Origin of the sequence: Streptomyces sp. NPDC050546 (assembly GCF_044457425.1) — a bacterium.
In the GTDB taxonomy this organism is placed as follows: Bacteria; Actinomycetota; Actinomycetes; order Streptomycetales; family Streptomycetaceae; genus Streptomyces.
In genome coordinates this window covers 82,659-103,745 of the sequence record NZ_JBITGX010000024.1, presented here as the reverse complement: position 1 = coordinate 103,745, position 21,087 = coordinate 82,659, and the positions used below count along the sequence as shown (strand labels likewise).

22 protein-coding genes and 2 pseudogenes are annotated in these 21,087 nt (G+C 69.3%); 11 read left to right on the top strand and 13 right to left on the bottom strand.

What is annotated here, in order from left to right:
- Positions 1–40: 40 nt before the first annotated feature.
- Entirely contained in the window at positions 41–1,174 is a 1,134-nt protein-coding gene (locus ACIBK5_RS39710; RefSeq protein ID WP_399027717.1) for a PP2C family protein-serine/threonine phosphatase, read from the bottom strand.
- 643 nt (positions 1,175–1,817) lie between these two features.
- Here ACIBK5_RS39710 and ACIBK5_RS39705 point away from each other — a divergent pair.
- Together ACIBK5_RS39705 and ACIBK5_RS39700 are read left to right on the top strand one after the other, a co-directional pair.
- Positions 1,818–2,240 carry a hypothetical protein gene (locus ACIBK5_RS39705; RefSeq protein WP_399027715.1) on the top strand — a complete coding sequence of 141 codons (423 nt, stop codon included), beginning with the start codon at positions 1,818–1,820 and terminating at the stop codon, positions 2,238–2,240.
- 104 nt (positions 2,241–2,344) lie between these two features.
- Positions 2,345–2,601: pseudogene (locus ACIBK5_RS39700) on the top strand (class I SAM-dependent methyltransferase); the annotation flags it as partial.
- A 121-nt stretch (positions 2,602–2,722) separates the two neighbouring features.
- On the opposite strand, the pseudogene ACIBK5_RS39695 reads toward ACIBK5_RS39700, so the two are convergent.
- Positions 2,723–2,881 (bottom strand): annotated as a pseudogene (locus ACIBK5_RS39695) (serine hydrolase); the annotation flags it as partial.
- Positions 2,882–3,106: 225 nt separating this feature from the next.
- Positions 3,107–3,847, bottom strand: coding sequence for an alpha/beta fold hydrolase (locus tag ACIBK5_RS39690; RefSeq protein WP_399027713.1), 741 nt, complete (start codon positions 3,845–3,847; stop codon positions 3,107–3,109).
- Positions 3,848–3,943: 96 nt separating this feature from the next.
- Between ACIBK5_RS39690 and ACIBK5_RS39685 the strand changes: the two genes are divergently transcribed.
- The 3 genes from ACIBK5_RS39685 (at position 3,944) to ACIBK5_RS39675 (ending at position 6,553) form a co-directional block, all read left to right on the top strand.
- Complete coding sequence (locus ACIBK5_RS39685; protein WP_399027711.1) at positions 3,944–4,510, top strand: TetR/AcrR family transcriptional regulator; 567 nt, start codon at positions 3,944–3,946, stop codon at positions 4,508–4,510.
- Positions 4,511–4,784: 274 nt separating this feature from the next.
- Positions 4,785–5,870, top strand: coding sequence for an alkene reductase (locus ACIBK5_RS39680; protein ID WP_399027709.1), 1,086 nt, complete (start codon positions 4,785–4,787; stop codon positions 5,868–5,870).
- A gap of 167 nt (positions 5,871–6,037) precedes the next feature.
- A complete protein-coding gene (locus ACIBK5_RS39675) occupies positions 6,038–6,553 on the top strand; it encodes a MarR family winged helix-turn-helix transcriptional regulator (RefSeq protein ID WP_399027708.1) in 516 nt (171 codons plus the stop codon).
- A 37-nt stretch (positions 6,554–6,590) separates the two neighbouring features.
- Here ACIBK5_RS39675 and ACIBK5_RS39670 read toward each other — a convergent pair whose 3' ends face one another.
- Positions 6,591–7,055: a helix-turn-helix domain-containing protein gene (locus ACIBK5_RS39670; protein ID WP_399027706.1), complete on the bottom strand. Its 465-nt coding sequence runs from the start codon at positions 7,053–7,055 to the stop codon at positions 6,591–6,593.
- Positions 7,056–7,342: 287 nt separating this feature from the next.
- Between ACIBK5_RS39670 and ACIBK5_RS39665 the strand changes: the two genes are divergently transcribed.
- From ACIBK5_RS39665 to recX, 4 genes are all read left to right on the top strand, one after another.
- Positions 7,343–7,537 (top strand): DUF3046 domain-containing protein, encoded by a 195-nt coding sequence (locus tag ACIBK5_RS39665; protein WP_399027704.1) that lies wholly within the window; start codon positions 7,343–7,345, stop codon positions 7,535–7,537.
- Between the two features lie 123 nt (positions 7,538–7,660).
- Entirely contained in the window at positions 7,661–8,959 is a 1,299-nt protein-coding gene (locus ACIBK5_RS39660; RefSeq protein WP_399027702.1) for an AI-2E family transporter, read from the top strand.
- Positions 8,960–9,208: 249 nt separating this feature from the next.
- The gene (gene recA / locus ACIBK5_RS39655; protein WP_399027700.1) at positions 9,209–10,336 is read left to right on the top strand and encodes a recombinase RecA; all 1,128 of its coding nucleotides are present in this window, start codon (positions 9,209–9,211) and stop codon (positions 10,334–10,336) included.
- 2 nt (positions 10,337–10,338) lie between these two features.
- Entirely contained in the window at positions 10,339–11,226 is an 888-nt protein-coding gene (gene recX, locus ACIBK5_RS39650) for a recombination regulator RecX (protein WP_399027698.1), read from the top strand.
- A 72-nt stretch (positions 11,227–11,298) separates the two neighbouring features.
- Here the strand turns inward: recX and ACIBK5_RS39645 are convergent, their stop codons facing one another.
- From ACIBK5_RS39645 to ACIBK5_RS39610, 8 genes are all read right to left on the bottom strand, one after another.
- Positions 11,299–11,727, bottom strand: coding sequence for a rhodanese-like domain-containing protein (locus tag ACIBK5_RS39645; protein WP_399027697.1), 429 nt, complete (start codon positions 11,725–11,727; stop codon positions 11,299–11,301).
- The gene (locus ACIBK5_RS39640; RefSeq protein WP_399027695.1) at positions 11,724–12,278 is read right to left on the bottom strand and encodes a cysteine dioxygenase; all 555 of its coding nucleotides are present in this window, start codon (positions 12,276–12,278) and stop codon (positions 11,724–11,726) included. Before ACIBK5_RS39640 ends, ACIBK5_RS39645 begins: the two co-directional genes overlap by 4 nt.
- Before the next feature lie 96 nt (positions 12,279–12,374).
- Complete coding sequence (locus ACIBK5_RS39635) at positions 12,375–12,446, bottom strand: putative leader peptide (protein ID WP_310851512.1); 72 nt, start codon at positions 12,444–12,446, stop codon at positions 12,375–12,377.
- A 110-nt stretch (positions 12,447–12,556) separates the two neighbouring features.
- Positions 12,557–14,164 carry an FAD-dependent monooxygenase gene (locus ACIBK5_RS39630; protein ID WP_399027693.1) on the bottom strand — a complete coding sequence of 536 codons (1,608 nt, stop codon included), beginning with the start codon at positions 14,162–14,164 and terminating at the stop codon, positions 12,557–12,559.
- A gap of 176 nt (positions 14,165–14,340) precedes the next feature.
- Entirely contained in the window at positions 14,341–15,237 is an 897-nt protein-coding gene (locus ACIBK5_RS39625; RefSeq protein WP_399027691.1) for an amino acid ABC transporter permease, read from the bottom strand.
- Complete coding sequence (locus ACIBK5_RS39620; protein WP_399027689.1) at positions 15,234–15,899, bottom strand: amino acid ABC transporter permease; 666 nt, start codon at positions 15,897–15,899, stop codon at positions 15,234–15,236. Before ACIBK5_RS39620 ends, ACIBK5_RS39625 begins: the two co-directional genes overlap by 4 nt.
- 87 nt (positions 15,900–15,986) lie before the next feature.
- On the bottom strand, positions 15,987–16,829 hold the full coding sequence (locus tag ACIBK5_RS39615) for a glutamate ABC transporter substrate-binding protein (protein WP_399027687.1): 843 nt from the start codon (positions 16,827–16,829) through the stop codon (positions 15,987–15,989).
- 80 nt (positions 16,830–16,909) lie between these two features.
- Entirely contained in the window at positions 16,910–17,686 is a 777-nt protein-coding gene (locus ACIBK5_RS39610) for an amino acid ABC transporter ATP-binding protein (RefSeq protein ID WP_399027685.1), read from the bottom strand.
- Positions 17,687–17,974: 288 nt separating this feature from the next.
- On the opposite strand from ACIBK5_RS39610, the gene ACIBK5_RS39605 reads away from it, so the two are divergent.
- Together ACIBK5_RS39605 and ACIBK5_RS39600 are read left to right on the top strand one after the other, a co-directional pair.
- On the top strand, positions 17,975–18,661 hold the full coding sequence (locus ACIBK5_RS39605; RefSeq protein WP_399027683.1) for a response regulator transcription factor: 687 nt from the start codon (positions 17,975–17,977) through the stop codon (positions 18,659–18,661).
- A gap of 9 nt (positions 18,662–18,670) precedes the next feature.
- Positions 18,671–20,077 carry a sensor histidine kinase gene (locus ACIBK5_RS39600; RefSeq protein ID WP_399027681.1) on the top strand — a complete coding sequence of 469 codons (1,407 nt, stop codon included), beginning with the start codon at positions 18,671–18,673 and terminating at the stop codon, positions 20,075–20,077.
- Here ACIBK5_RS39600 and ACIBK5_RS39595 read toward each other — a convergent pair.
- Positions 20,067–21,068, bottom strand: coding sequence for a TAXI family TRAP transporter solute-binding subunit (locus ACIBK5_RS39595; RefSeq protein ID WP_399027679.1), 1,002 nt, complete (start codon positions 21,066–21,068; stop codon positions 20,067–20,069). The two genes, ACIBK5_RS39600 and ACIBK5_RS39595, sit on opposite strands and share 11 nt — an antisense overlap.
- Between the last annotated feature and the right edge of the window lie 19 nt (positions 21,069–21,087).

Below are 21,087 nucleotides of genomic sequence, written 5' to 3'. Positions count from 1 at the left end.
CAGCACGAGCGGCATCCGACCTGGTCAGAGGCGTGTCCCTTTATGAGGGATCCGGCAGTCGCTGGAGCGCCACCATGGCGGCATCGTCCCCCAAGTGCCCGCCGGCGTGCTTCAGAAGGTCCGCGCACAAGCGGGACAGCAATGCCTCGGGCTCCGTGGCCCGGCTGCCGACCAGCTGCTCCAGTCGTTGAGCGAGCGGGTAGAAGGTGCCGTCGCGGTCGCGGGCCTCGATCACACCGTCCGTGTAGAGCAGGACGATGTCGCCGGTCCCGAAGGCGAACCGCTGCGGAGAGAGTTCGGTGTGCACGAACTCGGTGAGTCCCAGGGGCGGCGCAGGCCGGCTCACCTCCAGCAGACGGATCCGGCCCCCGCCCAGCAGCAGGGGAGGAGGGTGCCCGCAGTTGATCAGATGCAGGGAGGGATCGTCGTCCGGCACGTCCAGCACAGCGGCGGTGACGAAGGCTTCGCCCAGATCCTCGGTCTCGTCGTCGGGGGCGACCGGGTCGTCCAGATCCGAGGAGACGGTGCCCTCCAGGAAGGCGACGAGGTCGGCCAGGTCCGCCTGGCGGTGGGCGGCGCTGCGGAAGGCGCCGAGCAGGAGGGCGGCGTCCCCGACCGCTTCGAGGCCCTTTCCCCGGACGTCCCCGATCACGATGCGGGTACCGCGCGTCGTACGGGCTGCGGCGTAGAGGTCGCCGCCGATCTGTGCCTCGCGCTCGGCGGACAGGTAGACGGAGGCCAGGCGCAGCGTGCCGATCCGTTGTGGCAGCGGTCTGAGCACCACGCCCTGCGCGGCCTTGGCGACTGAACGCAGCTGGGCCAGCTCAGTCTCACGGCGTTCCCGCCAGTAGGCGAAGAGAGTCACGAACGTAGAGATCAGGATCAGTGCGATGAGCTGGACGACGTGGTTCAGGTCGACCAGGCTGGTGCGCACGATTGCGACCAGGGCCTGCGCCAGTACGGCGAGGGCGCCGACGCAGCCGGTGGTGCGGGGACCGGCGAACGACGCCGTCACGGCGGGGGCGGCGACGAGGAACGGGCCCAGGTGAACACTGGGCGGAGCAAGGATGTCGACCACCGTCACGACCGCGATCAGCGCGATCGGCACGACAAGCAGGATGCGCCGGGGCTCGTGCGGCAGACGGTGATCTGCGCGGAGTCCCCGAAGAGCCATACCTACTGGATACACCCCCGCAGGCGCCGCCGCCGGGATGCCGCACCGTCGGGACGGCGGCGCGAAGTCTCGGACGATGCGGGCGCAATCTCGGCAGATCGGTGTGCCGGCGTCGTCCCCTCCAAAAAGCAGCCGGCCGGTGCCGCAACCTGGGCAGCACCCCGGACGCGCATCGCCCGTTCGTGGCGGGTCCAGCCGTTCGGTCCGTTCGGTCCGCCCGGCCACGCCGCAGACCTCGAAGCCCGGCGACGGCATCGTGCGCCAGAAGCGGTAGCCCGACGTTTGCCACACCTGGCTTCAGCCGGCAGGAGGCGCGTCTCCCTGCAGCCCCTTGCCGTCGCAGTAGAGGGCCACGGCGACCCGGAACAGCGGAGCGAGCGCAACACCGACGGCGATCATGATCCAGCCGCAGGTCCGTCGCGTCCTTGGAACCTCCTCGTCACTCCATCGACCGCCCGATCCCAGATCGCCGACCCACTATCCCCTCTCCGCCGCCCGCAGCGCGGCGACGCTTCCCCGCGAGCCTGAGCCGATGATCAGCATGCCGTCTGCGCACCGACAAGCTGGTGCGCGGGAGCAGTCCGGGGCGCATGCTGAGAGATGGACCTTGACGATTCCGCACTCTCGAACCAAGGAGCAGGTCATGCCATCCCTGCACTTCCATCTGAACTCCTCGATGACCCCCTCCGAGGTGATGGGGGTACTGACCAACTTCAGCCCTTCGCGAGTCGAACAGTGGCCTTCCATCGACGCCGAGCACTTCCAGGTCCACGAAAGGGGCGACACCTGGGCTGAGGTCACTGAAGGGAATGACAAGTCGTGGGAGCACGCACGCTATGAATGGGATCCGTCACACAACAGGGTCACCGTCACCACGCATGACTCGACACCCTTCGGGTCGGGTGGGTGGGACTTCCAGATGACGCCCACGGACGACGGCACCCGCATCGACGTCAAGCTCGAACGGCATCCCAGCTCGCTCAAGGCGAAGGTGCTGTCGCCGATCATTCCCCTCGCAGGGCCGGTATTCCGCAAGTCCTTCAAGGAACCTCTGAAGTCCGTGTAGCCGACCGCCGCACCTTCAACCGCACCATCATCGAGACCGGCACCGAGTCCGGAAGCGGCAGTAAAGCGCTGCGTCAGGCACCGTCCGCCAACGAAGACGACTGCATGACGACTACCTCTCAGGCCCGTTCCTCGACAAGGACGCCGCCAGCTACGCGGCAAACCGCCCGTCCTATCCGCCTGCTCTGCTCAACGCACTCGAAGAACTCGCCAACCGCCCCTTAATTGGCGCCCGAGTCGGGGACATCGGTGCTGGCACCGGAATGGCGACCGCTCTCCTCCATGCTCGTGGTGCACACGTCATCGCGGTGGAGCCGGGTCCAGGGATGGCTTCTCAGTTCCGCCTCCGGCTGCCCGAGGTCACCACCCGCCACGTGTCCTGGGCTCGGAGCGTCCCCCTCGATACACACCTTGCGAACCTCTCCGAGGGCCAGGAAGTCGGAGTAGCCGTGGCGAAGCCAGTCGCTGTCAGAAATAACGGGCCGGATCGGCGTAGGTCGTGGTGCCGGCTCCGCCGTCCCAGCCGAACTGGCCTATGGGAGCGTAGTCACCGCGGTAGGTACGCACCGCCATTCCGAATCCCCAGCCGCCGGTCTGGCCCTGGCCGTGTGACAGGTGGACGACGCTGCGCGCCCAGGCCTGCAGGGCGGTGCTTCCCCCATGGCGTGTGGCCGAATTCCGGCGGCCTCTCGTCGCACGGGGCGGGATCGCCTGGTCAGCGCAGGAAGTCCAGCACTGCCTTGCCGAGTTCTTCCGGCGTCTCCTCGGGCAGGAAGTGGCCGGCTCCGGGGATGACCAGTCCGGTGACGTCCGTGGCCACCATACGCATGGTCTCCTCCGGCATGCTGCCGGTGCTGTGCTGACCGCCTATCGCCAGGACCGGGATGGACAGCGGCCCCGCGTCGCGCCGCCGCAGGATGTGCTCGGCGGAGGTGTCGAGGGTCCGGTAGTACTCGAAGCTGGCGCGCAGGGCGTCCAGGTCGCGCAGCTGGTCGACGTAGACGTCGATGACGTGCTGCGGGATGGCGGGTCGGCCGTCTTGGACGTGAAGGTGTGGCCGAAGTAGATCTCCTCGCGGCCCGCGACCATGCGCTCGTTGATGTCCGCGAGCCGGTTGAAGGCGAAGTGCCACAGGAACTCGTTGGTGGCCGGGTCCGACAGCAGCGGCGGGGACGGCGAGAGGCCGGGAAGGATCGACTCGGCGCCGACGAAGCGGGTGACGCGGTCACGGTGGCCGGCGGCCAGGGCGTAGCCGACCAGCATGCCCAGGTCGTAGCCGACGACGGCGAAGCGATCGTGGCCCAGGGCGGTCATCAACTCGGCTGTGTCGTCGGCGAGTCGGGCGGCGTCGTAGCCGGTGGCGGGCTTGTCGCTGGCGCCCATGCCGCGGAGGTCGGGGGCGATGACGGTGAAGTGCTCGGCCAGTGCGGGCATGACCAGCCGCCAGCTGTACCAGAACTGGGGCCAGCCGGGCAGAAGCAGCAGCGGCGGCCCGTCGCCGCCGACCACGGCGTGCAGGGTCAGCTCGGTGGTCTCGACGGTGTGGCTGGTGAACGTGTCGGAGAACCCGGCGGGCAGGTGCGGCACGTCGGCGACGGTGAACGGCACGGTGATTCCTCCTTGGCGGGGGCGCCTCAATGAAACGGATGACCTATCCACTTCACCGTACATGATCCGGATAGTTCATCCGTTTATGCTGTCCGAATGACCAGTGCACCGATACGGAAGGACGCTGCCCGCAACCGGCAGCGCATCGTCGACGTGGCTCGGCGGCTCGTCGACGACGGCACCCCGCTGCAGCTCAACGACGTCGCCCGACTCGCAAGCGTGGGGGTGGCCACCGTCTACCGGCACTTCCCGACGCCTGAGGCGCTGATGGAGACCGTGGCGGCGCCGGGCCTGGAAGCGCTGGTCGCCCGCGCGGAACGGGCGCTGACCGAGGAGGACCCCTGGACGGCCTTGACCGGCTTCCTCGACGTCACCTTGGAGGCGCAGCTGACCGACCCCTCGCTCACGATCGTGCGCGCGGCTCCGGCTCGCGTCCTGCCCCGCACCGAGGAGCTGGCCACTGAGCTCGACTCGCTCGCCGGTCGGCTGCTCGACCGCGCACGTGCGGCAGGCGCCGTTCGCACCGTGGTCACCTGGGACGACCTGCTGCCGCTCATGTGCGGGATCGCCTTCGCCGCCAACATCCATGCCGACGACCAGCAGGCGCGCCTGGAGTCCGGGCGCCGCTACTTGGAAGTGGTGCTGCAAGGGCTGCACGGCTGAGGCGCTGCAGGGCGCGCGCAGGGTTCGAGGAGTCGTCCGGGTGAGACTTTCATTGTCCGGGCAGTCAATGAAGCGCTCCCCTTGAAGCTCGATCGCCGCCCGCCCTTTTGAGTGGAACCGTCTGTACGTACCACCAGTGTCAAAACGCCTGTGATGCAGATCACGCTAGGGGCAGGGAAGGCTGTGCGGCATTTACCTGTTCGGACAAGTAATGCGCGGCTGGGATCCCATACAGCCGTCTGGACAGACTCCCTTCCCTCGAAAAGAGATGACGATGTCGAAGGCATTCGAGCCCTACGAGCTGGGTGGCAAGCGCCTGGCCAACCGCCTGGTGATGGCGCCGATGACCCGGAGCCGCGCCTATGGCCCCGGCCAGAGCCCCATGCCGTTGATGGCCGACTACTACGCGCAGCGCGCCTCGGCCGGGCTGATCGTCACCGAGGGCGTCCAGCCCTCAAGGGTCGGCCAGGGCTACCCCGACACCCCCGGCATTCACACCGCCGGGCAGGTCGCGGCCTGGCGTCAGGTGACCGACGCGGTACATGCCCGGGGTGGCGTGATCTACCTGCAGATCATGCACACCGGACGGGTCGGGCACCCGACACTGATGGGCCTGCAGCCCGTCGGCCCCTCCGCCGTCGCGGCCACCGGGCAGGTGTACACCCACGAAGGCCCCCAGGACTTCGTCACCCCGCACGAACTGAGCGACGCCGAGATCCGCGTCACCATCGACGAGTACGCCACCGCCGCCCGCAACGCCATCGAGGCCGGCTTCGACGGCGTCGAACTGCACGGCGCCAACGGGTACCTCATCCACCAGTTCCTCGCTCCGAACAGCAACCAGCGCACCGACGCATGGGGCGGCAGCCCGGAAAAGCGCATCCGCTTCGCCGTCGAGACCACCAAGGCCGTCGCCGAAGCCATCGGAGCCGACAAGCTCGGCTTCCGCCTTTCCCCGGGCAACCCGTACAACGACATCGACGAGTCCGACACGGTCGACACAGAGGCCACTTACACCGCCCTGGTCGAGGCCCTCGCCCCGCTGAACCTCGCCTACCTGCACCAGCTGGAGGCCCCCGGTGTACGTGACCTGACGCTCCGGCTGCGCAAGGCATGGCCGACGGCCTTCATCCTCAACCCCTTCACCGGCCAGGAGCCCACCGGACCGGCCGAGCTGGAACTCGTCGAGAACGGCACCACCGACCTGCTCGCCTACGGCGCCCTCTTCCTGGCCAACCCCGATCTGCCCGCCCGCCTGGCCCAGGACGGCCCGTTCAACACCCCGGACCCCGCCACCTTCTACGGCGGCGACGAGAAGGGCTTCACCGACTACCCCGCGCTGGAGGCGGCACGCGGCTGACGCTCGGCCACGGACCCGAGCCCGCCGGGCACGCCACAGCTGAGCAGCACATACGCTGTGCCCTCTGAATCCGGGCCATGGTCCGTACGCGGCAGTCGGCACCGCATCGCCGACTGCCGCGTACGGCCCCGGCAAGAACGGCCGCACGGGAGAAAGCAGAAGGCGCCATGGAAACCGAGGCAACGCCCCAGGTCCCCGAGACCGGGGAACTGCCCGAGGCCGCACGCCGCGGGCCCATCAGCCACGCGATCTTCCGGGTGGCCCGCCTGCACCGCATGCTCGCCGGCCAGCTCCTGCGCGAGGTCGGTCTGCACCCGGCCCAGGAACTGGTCATGATGCAGCTGTGGGACCGCGGCCGGGTGCGCCAGACAGACCTGGCACGGCACGTCGGCGCCGACGCCGCCACCATGACCCGCACCATCCAGCGCCTGGAGAAGGCCGGCTTCGTACGCCGCGTGCGCTCCACCAGTGACAAACGCTCGGTCCTGGTCGAACCCACCGCCGCCAGCCAGGCCCTGCGCCGACAAGTCGAAGACCTGTGGGCCCGCCTCGAGGAATACGCCGCCGGTGACCTCACCGACCCTGAACGCGGCGAGACTCTCGCCGCCCTCGAACGCCTCGAAGCCAACCTCGCTGCCTTCGCCGGGGATGCCGATCCGCCCTCACGCCCAGGCGGTTTCTAACAGGCTCGCAGCCTGACGTCACCTCACTGTCCGGCTCCTAGGCTTCCTTGGCGGCGGAGCCGGGCACAGGCTGTGTGGCCTCGGTGTGCGTCTGCGCGGCGGCCTCGAGGATGGCACCGCTCTCTTCAGGTCTCATGGCCGACAGGCGCTCGAAGCCGGTGCTCGTGCGCAGGGCGATGACGCCGATCAAGCAGGAGATCAGGACCTCGGCCCGACCGGTCGGATCGTCGGCACCCTCGGCCGCCAGTCGGTTGGCGAGCGGCGATATCAGGCGGGCGTTCCGACTGTCCTCGTCCACCGCCGCCCGGTACAAGGCGGCCTTGCTGCCGAAATACCGCGCGATCAGGGAGGCATCGACGCCGGCATGCTCTCCTGTGTCCCGAACGGTCACCGCGTCATATCCGTGGCGGGCGAACAGGTCGCGGGCAGCGCCGAGCAGTGTGGCCCGCGTGGCATTCGAATCACGCTTTCTGCCGCCCGAGCGTTCCGTCTTCGAGGCCATGAGTCGTCCTGTCTGACTCCGGCCCGCCATCTCCGACTCCGGCCCGTCATCGGCCGGAACCGCGGCGGACGATACCTCACCCGGGCGATTTCCTTGAGCGCGAGCACGCCGACGCTGGCTCTACTCTGCGTACATACACGCACTTCATGCCCGACGCGGGCAGGCGAGGTCGCGCCGCCATGGATGCTTGGTTCAGCGGGGAGGCGAACTCCCTGGCCCCCCGACGGTCGTGCGGGTGCGTGAGAGGTGGGAAACATGCAGGTCAAGGTGTGTATGGAGCGGAATTCATGCGGTTGACGGTCTTCTGGCAGCGGATGGCGGAGCACTTCGGTCCGGGCTACGCCGAAACCTTCGCGCGCGACCACGTGATGTCGGAGCTCGGCGGGCGCACCGTGCACGAGGCGCTGGCGGCCGGCTGGGACGCCAAGGAAGTCTGGCAGGTGGTCTGCGGGGTCATGGACGTGCCCCGGGAAAGGCGCTGACCGACCGCCGACGGAGGCCCTTGACCGGTCGAGCGGACGGTTGAAGGGTCAAAAGATCGCTGCCGGGTCACGAAGATCGCAGGCGGGCAGACGGCTGTCGGTGGCGTGGGTGAGACTTAGTCCGTGGCACCCATTGACGAGAGCGGGCAGGAAGCCCGGCAGTCCTCCCCGTTCGGTACGACGCCGCCGACCGGACCCCCCGCCGCCGGCGGAACCACCGGGCCGAACGGCCGCATGCCGCGCTGGCTGCCGCGCGCCATGGTGCTCGCGCTCGCCCTCGTCGCCGCGTTCCAGCTGGGCAGCTGGGCCTTCCACCAGGTCACCGGCCTGCTGATCAACATCCTCATCGCGTTCTTCCTGGCGCTCGCCATCGAACCGGCGGTGGGCTGGATGGCCTCGCGCGGCATCCGCAGAGGACTGGCCGCGTTCATCGTCTTCATCGGCGTGGTGATCGTGTCGGCGGGCTTCGTCACCCTGCTCGGCTCCATCCTCGCGGACCAGATCATCAAGATGATCGAGGGCTTCCCGGAGTACCTCGACTCCGTCATCCACTGGATCAACACACACTTCAAGACCGACCTGAAGCGCGTGGACATCCAGGAGGGTGTGCTCCGCTCCGACTGGCTGCGCAACTACGTGCAGAACAGCGCCACAGGCGTCCTGGACGTGTCCGCCCAGGTCCTCGGCGGCCTGTTCCAGCTGCTGACGATCGGGCTGTTCTCGTTCTACTTCGCCGCTGACGGTCCCCGGCTGCGCCGCGCTCTCTGCTCCGTCCTGCCGCCCGCGCGGCAGGCCGAGGTGCTGCGCGCCTGGGAGATCGCCGTGATCAAGACCGGCGGCTACATCTACTCGCGCGGCCTGATGGCGCTGATCTCCGGCGCGGCGCACTTCGTCCTGCTGCAGTTGCTGGACGTGCCGTACGCGCCCGTGCTCGCCGTGTGGGTGGGCCTGGTGTCGCAGTTCATCCCCACCATCGGCACGTATCTCGCGGGCGCCCTGCCCATGCTGATCGCGTTCACGGTGGATCCCTGGTACGCGCTGTGGGTGCTGATCTTCGTCGTGGTCTACCAGCAGTTCGAGAACTACGTGCTGCAGCCCAAGCTGACCTCGAAGACCGTCGACATCCACCCCGCGGTCGCCTTCGGCTCGGTCATCGCGGGCACCGCGCTCCTCGGCGCGGTCGGCGCGCTGATCGCCATCCCCGCCATCGCCACGCTCCAGGCCTTCCTGGGGGCGTACGTGAAGCGCTACGACGTCACGGACGACCCGCGTGTGCACGGCCATCGCTGGCGGGGGGAGGGGCCGGGCCTGATAGCGCGCACGCGGCGGCTGTGGGCGCGGCGGCCGGGTGCGGAGCGACCGGAGGACCCGAAGGACCCGAAGGGCCGGGAGGGCGGAGGGCCCGGCAAGGGCTCCTCCTGAGCTCGTCGCCCCGTGGACCGGGCCACGACGTGGCACCCGCTGCCGTCGCCCGGCACGCTTGACACGAAAATCGAACATCCATTCTCATGGGAGCTCCGGCGCGGCTCAACGGTGAGCATTTCGACGTACTTTGGGTAGAGAAGTGCCCGAGTTATCCACAGGCCGGACGTGCGTCGGGGCGCATTGTCAGTGGCAGGCGTTAGCGTCTTTGACGTGAAGCGATCGACTCAAGCAAATCGGGTGGAACCCATGGCAGGAACCGACCGCGAGAAGGCCCTGGATGCCGCGCTCGCACAGATTGAACGGCAATTCGGCAAGGGCGCGGTCATGCGCATGGGCGACCGGGTCAACGAGCCCATCGAGGTCATCCCGACCGGGTCCACCGCCCTCGACGTGGCCCTCGGCGTGGGCGGCCTGCCGCGCGGCCGCGTCGTCGAGGTCTACGGACCGGAGTCCTCCGGTAAGACCACCCTGACCCTGCACGCGGTGGCGAACGCGCAGAAGTCCGGTGGCCAGGTCGCCTTCGTGGACGCGGAGCACGCCCTCGACCCCGAGTACGCGAAGAAGCTCGGCGTCGACATCGACAACCTGATCCTGTCCCAGCCGGACAACGGCGAGCAGGCCCTGGAGATCGTGGACATGCTGGTCCGCTCCGGCGCCCTCGACCTCATCGTCATCGACTCCGTCGCCGCGCTCGTCCCGCGCGCGGAGATCGAGGGCGAGATGGGTGACAGCCACGTGGGTCTGCAGGCCCGCCTGATGAGCCAGGCCCTGCGGAAGATCACCAGCGCGCTCAACCAGTCCAAGACCACCGCGATCTTCATCAACCAGCTCCGCGAGAAGATCGGCGTGATGTTCGGCTCCCCGGAGACCACGACCGGTGGCCGGGCGCTGAAGTTCTACGCGTCGGTGCGCATCGACATCCGCCGCATCGAAACCCTGAAGGACGGCACGGAGGCGGTCGGTAACCGCACCCGCTGCAAGGTCGTCAAGAACAAGGTCGCGCCGCCCTTCAAGCAGGCCGAGTTCGACATCCTCTACGGCCAGGGCATCAGCCGCGAGGGCGGCCTGATCGACATGGGCGTGGAGCACGGCTTCGTCCGCAAGGCCGGCGCCTGGTACACGTACGAGGGCGACCAGCTCGGCCAGGGCAAGGAGAACGCGCGCAACTTCCTGAAGGACAACCCCGACCTGGCCAACGAGATCGAGAAGAAGATCAAGGAGAAGCTGGGCGTCGGAGTGCGTCCCGAGGAGCCGGCCGCCGAGCCGGGCACGGACGCCGCGGTCTCCGCCGCTCCGGCCGACGCCGCGCCCGCGGTGCCCGCCCCGGCAGCGGCCAAGACCGCCAAGTCCAAGGCCGCCACAGCCAAGAGCTGACCGTGACACGACGAACCGACTGGGCGGAGTACGAGTACGCCGCCTCCGGTGCCCCGCGGGGGAGGGGCACCGGAGACGACACGGGCTCGGCCGTGGACGGTGACGGCGAGTACGGGACCGACGGGCCGTACACGGAGGACGTAGGGCCGTACGGGGAGGACGAGGGGCCGTACGGGGGCGGCTCCCAAGACGGAGACTCACCCGGTGCAGGCTCACCTGGCGCGGGCTCACACGGAGGCGGTTCACGACGGGGCGGTTCACGCAGGGACGGCTCGCGTGACGGCGGGGCGCGTCGCGGGCGTGGACGTCGCCGGCAGGGCTTCGGTGAGGTGATTACCGAAGACGGAGGCTCCCCCTCCTTGTCGAGGGCCGAGCAGGGGGAGCCTCCAGGGGACCCGGTCGAGCAGGCTCGGGCGATCTGCCTGCGCCTGCTCACCGGGACCCCGCGGACCCGTAAGCAACTCGCCGACGCCCTGCGCAAGCGGCAGATCCCGGACGACGCCGCCGAGGAGGTGCTGTCGAGGCTGGAAGAGGTCGGCCTCATCAACGACAGCGCCTTCGCGGACGCCTGGGTGGAGTCACGCCACCACGGCCGGGGGCTGGCGCGGCGTGCGCTCGCCCGGGAGCTGCGGACCAAGGGCGTGGACTCGACGCTGATCGACGAGGCCGTCTCCCAGCTCGAGCCCGAGCAGGAAGAGGCGACCGCGCGTGAACTCGTCGCGCGCAAGCTCCGCTCCACCCGGGGGCTCGACCGCGACAAGCGACTACGCCGCCTCGCGGGCATGCTCGCCCGCAAGGGCTACTCCGAGGGCATGGCCCTGCGCGTGGTCCGGCAGGCGCTGGAGGAGGAGGGCGAGGACCCGGACTTTCTCGGGGACGAACAGTTCTGATGAGCACTTCTGATGAGCCGTTCTGAGACAGGCGTCGCTTCCCAGACGAGCCGTCCGAATTCTCCGGTGTGATCACACGACCGGAAGCCCCGACGCCTTCCACGCCTGGAACCCGCCGACCAGGTCGGTGGCCCGGTGCAGGCCCAACTGGTGCAGGGACCGAGCCGCCAGGCTGGAGGCGTAGCCCTCGTTGCAGATCACGACGACACGCAGCGAGTGGCTCGTGGCCTCGGCAGCTCGGTGGCTGCCCTGCGGGTCGAGTCGCCACTCCAGTTCGTTGCGCTCGACGACGAGTGCGCCGGGGATGAGGCCGTCGCGCTCGCGCAGCGCCGCGTAGCGGATGTCCACCAGCAGTGCGTCACCGGCCTCGGCGGCCTCGTACGCCTCCTGTGGCTCGATCCGCTCATAGCCCGCGCGTACACGCTCCAGCAACTCGTCGATGCCGAGGGGAGGCTGGACATCGCTGCCGCCGCTCACCGGCTCGTGCGCCCCGGCGCTCACTGCCAGTCCTCCGGCCGCTCCACCTGCTCGAGCCGGAGGATCGGCCCGCTGCGGCTGTAGCGGCGGATCTGCGGCAGGGGCGGATAGTAGGCGTGGACGGAGATCGCGTGCCGCTCGGGGGACTCGTTGAGCACCTCGTGGACGTGGTGCCGGCCAAAAGCGCGGCCCTGGCCCGACGGCAGCCGGCGCTCCCGGTCCACACCGTCGGAGAGCTCCAGGGTCTTCCAGCCGTCGGTGGGCAGCCGCGCGGCGAGCGAGTTCTCCTTGAGCTCGCCCGACGCGGTCAGAAAGGCCCCGACGGAGTCGGCGTGGTCGTGCCAGCCGGTGCCCGTGCCGGGCGGCCAGCCGATCAGCCAGGCCTCACTGCCGCCGGGCCCCTCCAGCCGCACCCAGGTGCGGCCTTCCGGGTCGAGTGGCAGGGAGTCGATCAGCTCGGTGTCGGCGGCCGTACGCCGGACGAAGTCGAAGAGGTCGGCCTGGCTGGGCCCGGAAGCGGCGACGGAGACGGAGGTGGAGACAGAGGAAGGGGATGCGGAGGGGGATACAGACACGGGTGCCGTCCTGGAGGTCCTGATGCGGGTTCGCACGAGAGGCGCGTCGGCCGGCGGGAAGCGCTCGGCGCGCGCGGAGGAAAGAAGGATGCGAAGTCAGCAGGACGGGCGACACACGCAGCCCGCATAGCGGAGGAGGTCCATATGGACCCTCCGCCACAGGCGCACACAGGTGTCGGTCACGCACCGGAGTACACCACGGCCGTCCGGGCCGGTCAACTCACTGTCACCATGCGGACGCACTGTGACAGAGAGCACGCCCCCTCCGGCACATGAGGTCAGCGCGCGCCGGCCGACGCACCGGCCTCTGCCTGCGCCTTCACCGGCCCGCCCACCGCGGCCTCGGCCGCCGTGTACAGATCGGCCGGGCGCACTCCGCCCAGTGCGGTCACGAGATGCCCGTCGGGCCGTACCAGGAGCACCGTGTGGGCGGCAGCGCCCGGATAGCTCTCGGCGACCAGCAGCTCGGCGTGGTGCGGAAGTGCCGTGACCGCGGCGGCGAGCTGGGGCATGATGCCGGCGCTCACCCAGTGCCTGCGCTCCCACACACCCGTGCCGGGGGCGATCAGGACGACGAGCAGCGCGCCGCGGCCGAGCCGGTCCCGCAGCCGGACGAAGGTGCCGTCCTCCGCGGTGACCCGTACGTCGATGACCGACGAGCCGGGCGATGTCCGGACCGGGACCTCTCCTTCGAGGGGTGGGGGCGCGAGCGGCGAGTCGGCGTACGCCCCCGGCGCGCCAAGCTGGCCGTGCCCCAAGTGGCCGTCGGTGAGGAGCGAGTCGTGGCCCCGGGCCGAGCCGGGGACGTAGGAGCGCAGGCCTCCGCCGCCGCGCAGCAGTGGCAGGGCCTGGTCGGCTGCGCGGAGCCGGGCCGCGACGATCGCCCGGCGTTCGGTCTGGTAGCTGTCGAGGAGTGCCTCGTGCGGTCCGTGGTGCCAGGCCAGGGCCAGTTTCCAGGCGAGGTTGTCGGCGTCCCGCAGCCCCTCGTCCAGGCCGTGCGTGCCCAGTGAGCCGTGGAGGTGTGCCGCGTCCCCGGCGAGGAAGACGCGGTCGGCGCGCCAGCGGCGGGCCAGCCGGTGGTGGACGGTGTGCACACCGGTGTCCAGGAGCTCGTACGGCGGGGTCGTGCCGCCCGACCAGCCCGCCAGGGTCTCCCGGATGCGGGTCAGCAGCAGCTCGGGTGTGACCAGGTCCTTTCCCGGCGGCAGGAGCCAGTCCAGACGCCAGACGCCGTCCGGCAGGGGGCGAGCGGTGACCTCGCCGGCCGAGGGGCCCGACATGCGCCACGGTGGCATGCGGTGCAGCAACGCCTCGTTGTACCAGGGCAGTTCCGTCCGCAGTGCCGCGACGGCGTGACGTTCCACCGCCGTACGGCCGGGGAAGCGGATGTCCTGGAGCTTGCGTACGGTCGAGCGGGGGCCGTCGCAGCCGACCAGGTAACTGCCGCGCCACCACGTGCCCTTGGGGCCGCGGGTGTGGGCCGTGACGCCCGAGGACTCCTGCTCCATGCCGTCGAGCCGGCTTTCCACCGCGACCTTGACGAGCGGTTCGCCCGCGAGGGCCGCGCGCAGGGCGCCGGTCAGCTCGTGCTGGGCGATGTGCAGCGGGACGGGCTCGGTGCCGTCGAAAAAGACCTCACGCATCACCTGCTTGCGCCGCACGGACCGCCATCCGGCCCAGTGCGCGCCGATCCGGTCCAGGGGGACGCCGGTCAGCCGTTCGATGAGGGCGGTGGTGTCCTCGCGGAGGACCACGGTGCGCGACGCACGGGGTTCGTCCTTGCCCGGCCCCTCGTCGAGCACCACGCACGGCACCTCCTGACGCGCCAGCGCCAGGGCGAGCGTGAGCCCGACGGGCCCCGCTCCGACGACGATCACCGGGTCCACGGCGCGGCGCCCCCTGCCCGTGGTGACGTCCCGAGGGACGCAGGTGAACACGAAGTTGGAGCAGGGTGCACGATCACAGAACGTATGCAACCCATTGCCGGTGCTTGCGTCAAGTGACCAGGGGCAGTGGCGATCATGCCACTGCCCCTGAGCGTGTCACGTGGGATGACTGAGTGTCAGGTGGCGGCGGGGCCGCCCCCGCCGGCTGTGCCGCCGGTCGCCAGGTCGTCCACGCCCACGACAGCGCCCGTCGACTTCTTCGCCCGTCGCAGCCGGCGCTCCAGCCAGCTCGCGAACGACGTGAGGGCGAAGTTGAGCGCGATGAAGATGACGGCTACCACCGTGAAGCTGGCGATCGTGTTCGCGCCGTAGTAGCCGCTCATCGTGCTTGCCGAGGCGAGCAGCTCGGAGTAGGTCAGGACCGCGCCGCCGAGGGCGGTGTCCTTCACGATCACGACCATCTGGCTGACGATGGCCGGCAGCATCGCGGTGACCGCTTGCGGCAGCAGGATGAGTCGCATCGCCTGGCCCTTGCGCAGACCGATCGCCATGCCCGCCTCGGCCTGACCCTTGGGCAGGGACAGGATGCCCGCCCGGACGATCTCGGCGAGGACGGAGGCGTTGTACAGCACCAGACCCGTGACGACCGCGTACAGCGGACGGTCGTCGGACGAGACGTTCGTGTACTGGGCGAACAGGGCGAGCCCGAAGATCATCAGGATCAGCACGGGGATGGCCCGGAAGAACTCCACCACGATTCCGGCCGGTACCCGGATCCAGGCATGGTCCGACAGCCGCGCGATGCCGAAGACCGCACCCAGAGGCATCGCGATGATCACGGCGAGCACGGCCGCCTTCAGCGTGTTCAGCAGACCCGGCCAGATATACGTCGACCAAGCCTCGGTGCCGGTGAAGAAGGGCTCCCACAGGACCCACTCGAGCTGACCCTTTTCCTCGAGGGTGCTGAACAGCCACCACAGGACAGCCGCGGAGGCCACCAGGAAAAGGACCGTCCACAGGATGTTGCGCCGCTTGGCGCGGGGGCCCTGGGCGTCATAGAGAACGGAACTCATCGCTTCACCGCCACCTTCTTGCCCACCCAGCCGAGAATCAGACCGGTCGGCAGCGTCAGCACCACGAAGCCGAAGGCGAAGATCGCCGAGATCAGCAGCAGCTGCGCCTCGTTCTCGATCATCTCCTTCATCAGCAACGCCGCTTCCGCCACACCGATCGCCGCGGCCACCGTGGTGTTCTTCGTCAACGCGATCAGGACGTTCGTCAGCGGACCGACCGCCGAGCGGAACGCCTGGGGCAGCACGACCAGCCACAGCACCTGCGAGAAGCTCAGACCGATGGCGCGAGCCGCCTCAGCTTGCCCGACCGGCACCGTGTTGATGCCGGACCGCAGCGCCTCACACACGAAGGCCGAGGTGTAGACGATCAGACCGAGGACGGCGAGCCGGAAGTTGGCCGTGTCCGACCTGTCGGCGCCGAGAGTGACGTTCAGCGTCTGGTAGAGGCCCAGCGAGGTGAACAGAATGATCACGGTCAGCGGGATGTTCCGCACGATGTTCACGTAGGCGGTCCCGAAACCGCGCATCAGCGGCACTGGGCCGACGCGCATGGCGGCCAGCAGGGTGCCCCAGATCAGGGAGCCGACAGCGGAGAGCAGGGCGAGCTGCACCGTCGTCCAGAAGGCTCCCAGGATGTCGTAGTCACTAAGAAAATCGAACACGATCTCCCGCGCTTCCGCGTATAGGGATGCCCCGGTGCGCCGCCCCGGAGGGCGGCGCACCCGTCAGGCGTTGCCTCAGCTGTTGCGTCAGCTCTTGATGTCGCCGATCTTCGGCGCGGGCTCGTTCTTGTAGTTCGCCGGGCCGAGGTTCTTGTCCACGGCCTTCTGCCAGGCACCGTCGGCCACCATGGCCTCGAGGGCCTTGTTGATGTCGGCCTGGAGGTCGCTGCCCTTCTTGACACCGATGCCGTAGTTCTCGTTGGTCATCTTGAAGCCGCCGAGCTTGAACTTGCCCTTGAACTGGGACTGGGCGGCGTAACCGGCGAGGATCGAGTCATCGGTGGTCAGCGCGTCGATCGCCTCGTTCTGCAGGCCGGTCAGACAGGCCGAGTAGGTCGGGTACTGCTGCAGGTCGGCCTTCGGGGCCAGCTTCTCCTTGACGTTCTGCGCCGAGGTCGAGCCGGTCACCGAGCACAGCTTCTTGTTGTTGAGGTCGGCCGGCGACTTGATCGAGTTGTCGTCGGACCGGACCAGCACATCCTGGTGAGCCAGCAGGTAAGGACCGGCGAAGTCGACCTTCTCCTGGCGCTCCGGGGTGATCGAGTAGGTCGCGGCGATGAAGTCGACGTCACCACGCTGCAGCATGGTCTCGCGGTCGGCGCTCTTCGCTTCCTTCCACTCGATCTGGTCCTCGTTGTAACCGAGCTTCTTCGCGACGTACGTGGCGACGTCGACGTCGAAGCCGGCGTAACCCTGCGGCGTCTTCTGGCCGAGGCCGGGCTGGTCGAACTTGATGCCGACCGTGATCGACTTGCCGCCGCCATCAGAGCCGGAGTCGCCGCCCGTGCTGTTGTTGCCGCCGCACGCGGTGGCGGTCAGGGCGAGAGCGAACACGGTGGCCGAGGCGGCGGTGACCTTGCGGAGCTTCATGATGAACATCCTTTGACTGGTGAAGAGATGCGGGCCCACAAGGGGCGGGCGACGTAGGGCGCGTCCGGCGCGACCCGCCGTCAGTGGTGCAGGATCTTCGACAGGAAGTCCTTGGCACGGTCACTACGCGGGTTGCTGAAGAACTGGTCGGGCGCAGCCTCCTCGACGATGCGGCCGTCCGCCATGAACACCACGCGGTTTGCAGCCGATCGTGCGAAGCCCATCTCATGGGTGACGACGATCATGGTCATGCCGTCGCGGGCGAGCTGCTGCATGACCTCCAGCACCTCGTTGATCATCTCGGGGTCGAGCGCGGAGGTCGGCTCGTCGAAGAGCATGACCTTCGGCTCCATGGCCAGCGCCCGCGCGATCGCGACGCGCTGCTGCTGGCCGCCGGAGAGCTGTGCGGGGTACTTCTCGGCCTGCGCGCCCACGCCGACCCGGTCGAGCAGGGCCCGAGCCCGCTCCTCGGCCGCCTTCTTGTCCTTCTTGCGGACCTTGATCTGGCCGAGCATCACGTTCTCGAGCACGGTCTTGTGCGCGAAGAGGTTGAAGGACTGGAAGACCATTCCGACGTCGGCCCGGAGCTTGGCCAGCTCCCTGCCCTCGTGGGGCAGCGGCTTGCCGTCGATCGTGATCGTGCCGGAGTCGGTCGTCTCCAGGCGGTTGATGGTGCGGCACAGGGTGGACTTACCGGACCCGGAGGGTCCGATGACCACGACGACTTCGCCGCGGGCGATCGTCAGGTCGATGTCCTGGAGTACGTGCAACGCGCCGAAGTGCTTGTTGACGCTCTTCAGGACGACCAGTTCGCCGGTCGCGGCCACATCTTCCTTGGCCACCGATACTTCGGTCATCGCTCTCAGGCTCCGTCCTCCTCGGTTTCGGAGGACAGTAGTTACCCTCTACGACCTGCGTCATTACATCTGAGGGGAATCTGAGCATCACGATCCGATAGCAATCGGACACGTGTCGTAGCACTTGTGAGCAGCGCTCATATCGGCCGGGTAACGGAAGCACTCCGCAACCGGAACCCTCTTGACGCCGTCCTCATCCATCAGCGTGACTGCAAGGCGTGCACGCGCGCGTGCACGCGTTTTTGTACACAGGTAGATCGTACGGCCAGTGAACCGAAGGGGGCCCGGATGAGACTGCTGCTCGTCGAGGACGACAACCACGTCGCCGCCGCCCTGTCGGCTGTCCTGGCGCGGCACGGGTTCGACGTCACGCACGCGCGCAGCGGTGAGGAGGCCCTCCAGGCACTCGTCCCCGAGAGCGACTGCTTCGGTGTCGTCCTCCTCGACCTCGGCCTGCCCGACCAGGACGGGTACGAGGTCTGCGGCAAGATCCGCAAGCGGACCGGCACCCCGGTGATCATGGTCACCGCGCGGTCCGACGTCCGTTCGCGCATCCACGGCCTCAACCTCGGCGCCGACGACTACGTGGTGAAGCCGTACGACACCGGGGAACTGCTGGCGCGCATCCACGCCGTGAGCCGGCGCACCTCCCACGAGGACACCTCCAGCGGCATCGAGACCGAACTGCGGCTCGGCCCGGTCCACATCGAGCTGCCCAACCGCCGGGTCAGCGTGGACGGGTCGGTGATCCAGCTGACCCGCAAGGAGTTCGACCTGCTGGCCCTGCTCGCTCAGCGGCCCGGGGTGGTCTTCCGCCGGGAGCAGATCATCAGCGAGGTGTGGCGGACGAGCTGGGAGGGGACCGGGCGCACCCTCGAGGTGCATGTGGCGTCCCTGCGCGCCAAGCTGCGCATGCCGGCCCTCATCGAGACCGTACGCGGAGTCGGCTACCGGCTCGTCGCGCCTGCCGGGTAGCGGGGCCGGGTGCGCACTCGTCTGCTCCCGCTGCTGATCATCCTGATGGCGGCCGTGCTGCTCGCGCTCGGGGTCCCGCTCGCCGTCAGCCTGGCCGGGGCCCAGCAGCAGAAGGTCGTCGTCGACCGGATCGACGACACCGCGCGCTTCGCCGCCCTCGCCCAGTTCGTCACCGACTCGCCCACGGGCACCGTCGGCGCGTTCGAGAACGAACGCCTGGCCACGCTCAGCAGCGAACTCGACAGCTACTACGACGTCTACGGCATTCGCGCCGGCGTCTTCTACCGCAGCGGCAGTGCCATGGCTCACGCACCGGCCAGGTGGTCGCTGCCGGAAGAGGGCGAGGTGCGCGACGCCTTCGACGAGGCGCTGCTCAGCCGCCGCAGCCACGACCCGAAGCAGGTCTGGCCCTGGCAGCGCCACAACCTGGTGGTCGCCTCGCCGGTGATCCGGGACGGTGACGTCGTCGCGGTCGTCGTCACCGACTCGCCCACCGGCCAGCTGCGCTCGCGCACCCTGCACGGCTGGCTGGTCATCGGCGCGGGCGAGGCCGCCGCGATGCTGCTGGCCGTCGGCGCCGCCCTGCGGCTGACCGGCTGGGTCCTGCGGCCGGTACGCGTCCTCGACGCCACCACCCACGACATCGCCACCGGCCGGCTCAAGTCCCGGGTCGCGGCCGCCGGCGGACCGCCGGAACTCAGGCGGCTGGCCCGGTCGTTCAACGAGATGGCGGACAACGTCGAGGACGTGCTCGAGCAGCAGCGCGCCTTCGTCGCCGACGCCTCGCACCAGCTGCGCAACCCGCTCGCGGCGCTGCTGCTGCGCATCGAGCTGCTCTCGTTCGAGCTGCCCGAGGGCAACAAGGAGATCGCCTCCGTCCAGGCCGAGGGCAAGCGCCTCGCGCAGGTCCTGGACGATCTGCTGGATCTGGCGCTGGCCGAGCACACCGAGGCGGACCTGAGAATCACCGACGTCGGCGAGCTCGCCGCCGAACGCCTCGCGGCCTGGGCCCCGACCGCCGAGGCCAAGGGTGTACGCCTGGTCGGCGACTGCCCGCCCACCACCGGGTGGGCCGACCCGGTCGCGCTGTCCAGCGCGCTGGACGCCGTCATCGACAACGCGGTGAAGTTCACGCCCGAGGGCCAGACCGTCGAGGTGACCGTCGCCTCCAACGGCGACACCTCCACCATCGTCGTCACCGACCACGGCCCCGGCCTCACCGACGAGGAGCTGGCCCGCGTCGGTGACCGTTTCTGGCGCAGCAGCCGCCACCAGAACATCAAGGGCTCGGGCCTCGGGCTGTCCATCTCGCGGGCGCTGCTCGCGGCGGGCGGCGGTTCGATCGCGTACGACCGTCACGAGCCGCACGGGCTGCGGGTGACGGTGACGGTGCCGAGGTCGGGGCCTACGGTTTGACGGACTGGTAGTAGCGCTGGGCGCCGCGATGCAGCTGGAGCGGGTCGGTGTAGATCGCCGTGCGGACGTCGACCAGCTGCGCGGAGTGGACGGTCGCGCCGATGCCGTCCCGGCTGTCGATCACCGTACGGGTCAGCCACTCGGTGAGCCTGGGATCCATGTCGCTGCGCGTGACCAGCAGGTTGGACACCGCCAGGGTCGGCACCGGGTCACCGCGCTGGATCGTTGGGTAGGCCGACTCCGGCATCTTGGTGGCGCGGTAGTACCGCGTGGCACCGCCCTGGTCGTGCAGCTTGGCCACGAGCCCGGCGTCGATCGGCACGAACCGGAAGGCGGAGGACGATTTCTTGGCGAGGCGGCTGAGCCCGTCCGTGGGCAGTCCACCCGACCAGAAGAACGCGTCGAGGCCGTGCCCCAGCCGCTTGGGACCGGTGTCGATGCCGTCCGAGGAGGGCTTGATGTCCTTCTCCGGGTCGATCCCGGCCGCCTTGAGGACCCCGTTCGCGATCAGCCGCACGCCGGAGTTCGGCAGCCCTATGGCCACGCGCTTGCCCCGCAGGTCGGCGACGGAGCGGATGTCCGAGTCCGGCGGTACGACGAGCTGCAGGTAGTCGTCGTACAGGCGGGCCATACCGCGCAGCCGCCCGGCGCTCGCTCCGTGGTCGAGCTTGTACGTGGCGACCGCGTCCGCCGCGGCGATCGCGAAGTCGGCCTTGCCCGTGGCCACGTCCGAGACGTTCTCCTGCGACCCGGCGCTGGTCAGCAGGCGCACCCTCAGGTCCGGCATGTCCTGGTCGATCTCGGTGCGCAGGAGCTCGCCGTACTCGTGGTAGACCCCGGCGCGCGTGCCCGTGCTGAACGTGATCGCCCCGCCTGGAGGCTCCTCGGCCCAGGGGCGCAGCCACGCCAGCAGCAGCCCGAGCACCAGGAGGGAGGCGGCGCCGCCCTGCAGGGCCCGGCGCCTGCCGATACGGGGGAACATCTTGGACATGCGCGAGATCCTGCCAGCC

What these genes read in the sequence shown, in the direction of transcription:
- ACIBK5_RS39710 (WP_399027717.1), bottom strand. Translation starts at nt 1,174, where the DNA reads ATGGCTCTTCGGGGACTCCGCGCAGATCACCGTCTGCCGCACGAGCCC.
- ACIBK5_RS39705 (WP_399027715.1), top strand. Translation starts at nt 1,818, where the DNA reads ATGCCATCCCTGCACTTCCATCTGAACTCCTCGATGACCCCCTCCGAG.
- ACIBK5_RS39685 (WP_399027711.1), top strand. Translation starts at nt 3,944, where the DNA reads ATGACCAGTGCACCGATACGGAAGGACGCTGCCCGCAACCGGCAGCGC.
- ACIBK5_RS39680 (WP_399027709.1), top strand. Translation starts at nt 4,785, where the DNA reads ATGTCGAAGGCATTCGAGCCCTACGAGCTGGGTGGCAAGCGCCTGGCC.
- ACIBK5_RS39675 (WP_399027708.1), top strand. Translation starts at nt 6,038, where the DNA reads ATGGAAACCGAGGCAACGCCCCAGGTCCCCGAGACCGGGGAACTGCCC.
- ACIBK5_RS39670 (WP_399027706.1), bottom strand. Translation starts at nt 7,055, where the DNA reads ATGGCCTCGAAGACGGAACGCTCGGGCGGCAGAAAGCGTGATTCGAAT.
- ACIBK5_RS39665 (WP_399027704.1), top strand. Translation starts at nt 7,343, where the DNA reads ATGCGGTTGACGGTCTTCTGGCAGCGGATGGCGGAGCACTTCGGTCCG.
- recA (WP_399027700.1), top strand. Translation starts at nt 9,209, where the DNA reads ATGGCAGGAACCGACCGCGAGAAGGCCCTGGATGCCGCGCTCGCACAG.
- ACIBK5_RS39625 (WP_399027691.1), bottom strand. Translation starts at nt 15,237, where the DNA reads ATGAGTTCCGTTCTCTATGACGCCCAGGGCCCCCGCGCCAAGCGGCGC.
- ACIBK5_RS39615 (WP_399027687.1), bottom strand. Translation starts at nt 16,829, where the DNA reads ATGAAGCTCCGCAAGGTCACCGCCGCCTCGGCCACCGTGTTCGCTCTC.
- ACIBK5_RS39610 (WP_399027685.1), bottom strand. Translation starts at nt 17,686, where the DNA reads ATGACCGAAGTATCGGTGGCCAAGGAAGATGTGGCCGCGACCGGCGAA.
- ACIBK5_RS39605 (WP_399027683.1), top strand. Translation starts at nt 17,975, where the DNA reads ATGAGACTGCTGCTCGTCGAGGACGACAACCACGTCGCCGCCGCCCTG.
- ACIBK5_RS39595 (WP_399027679.1), bottom strand. Translation starts at nt 21,068, where the DNA reads ATGTCCAAGATGTTCCCCCGTATCGGCAGGCGCCGGGCCCTGCAGGGC.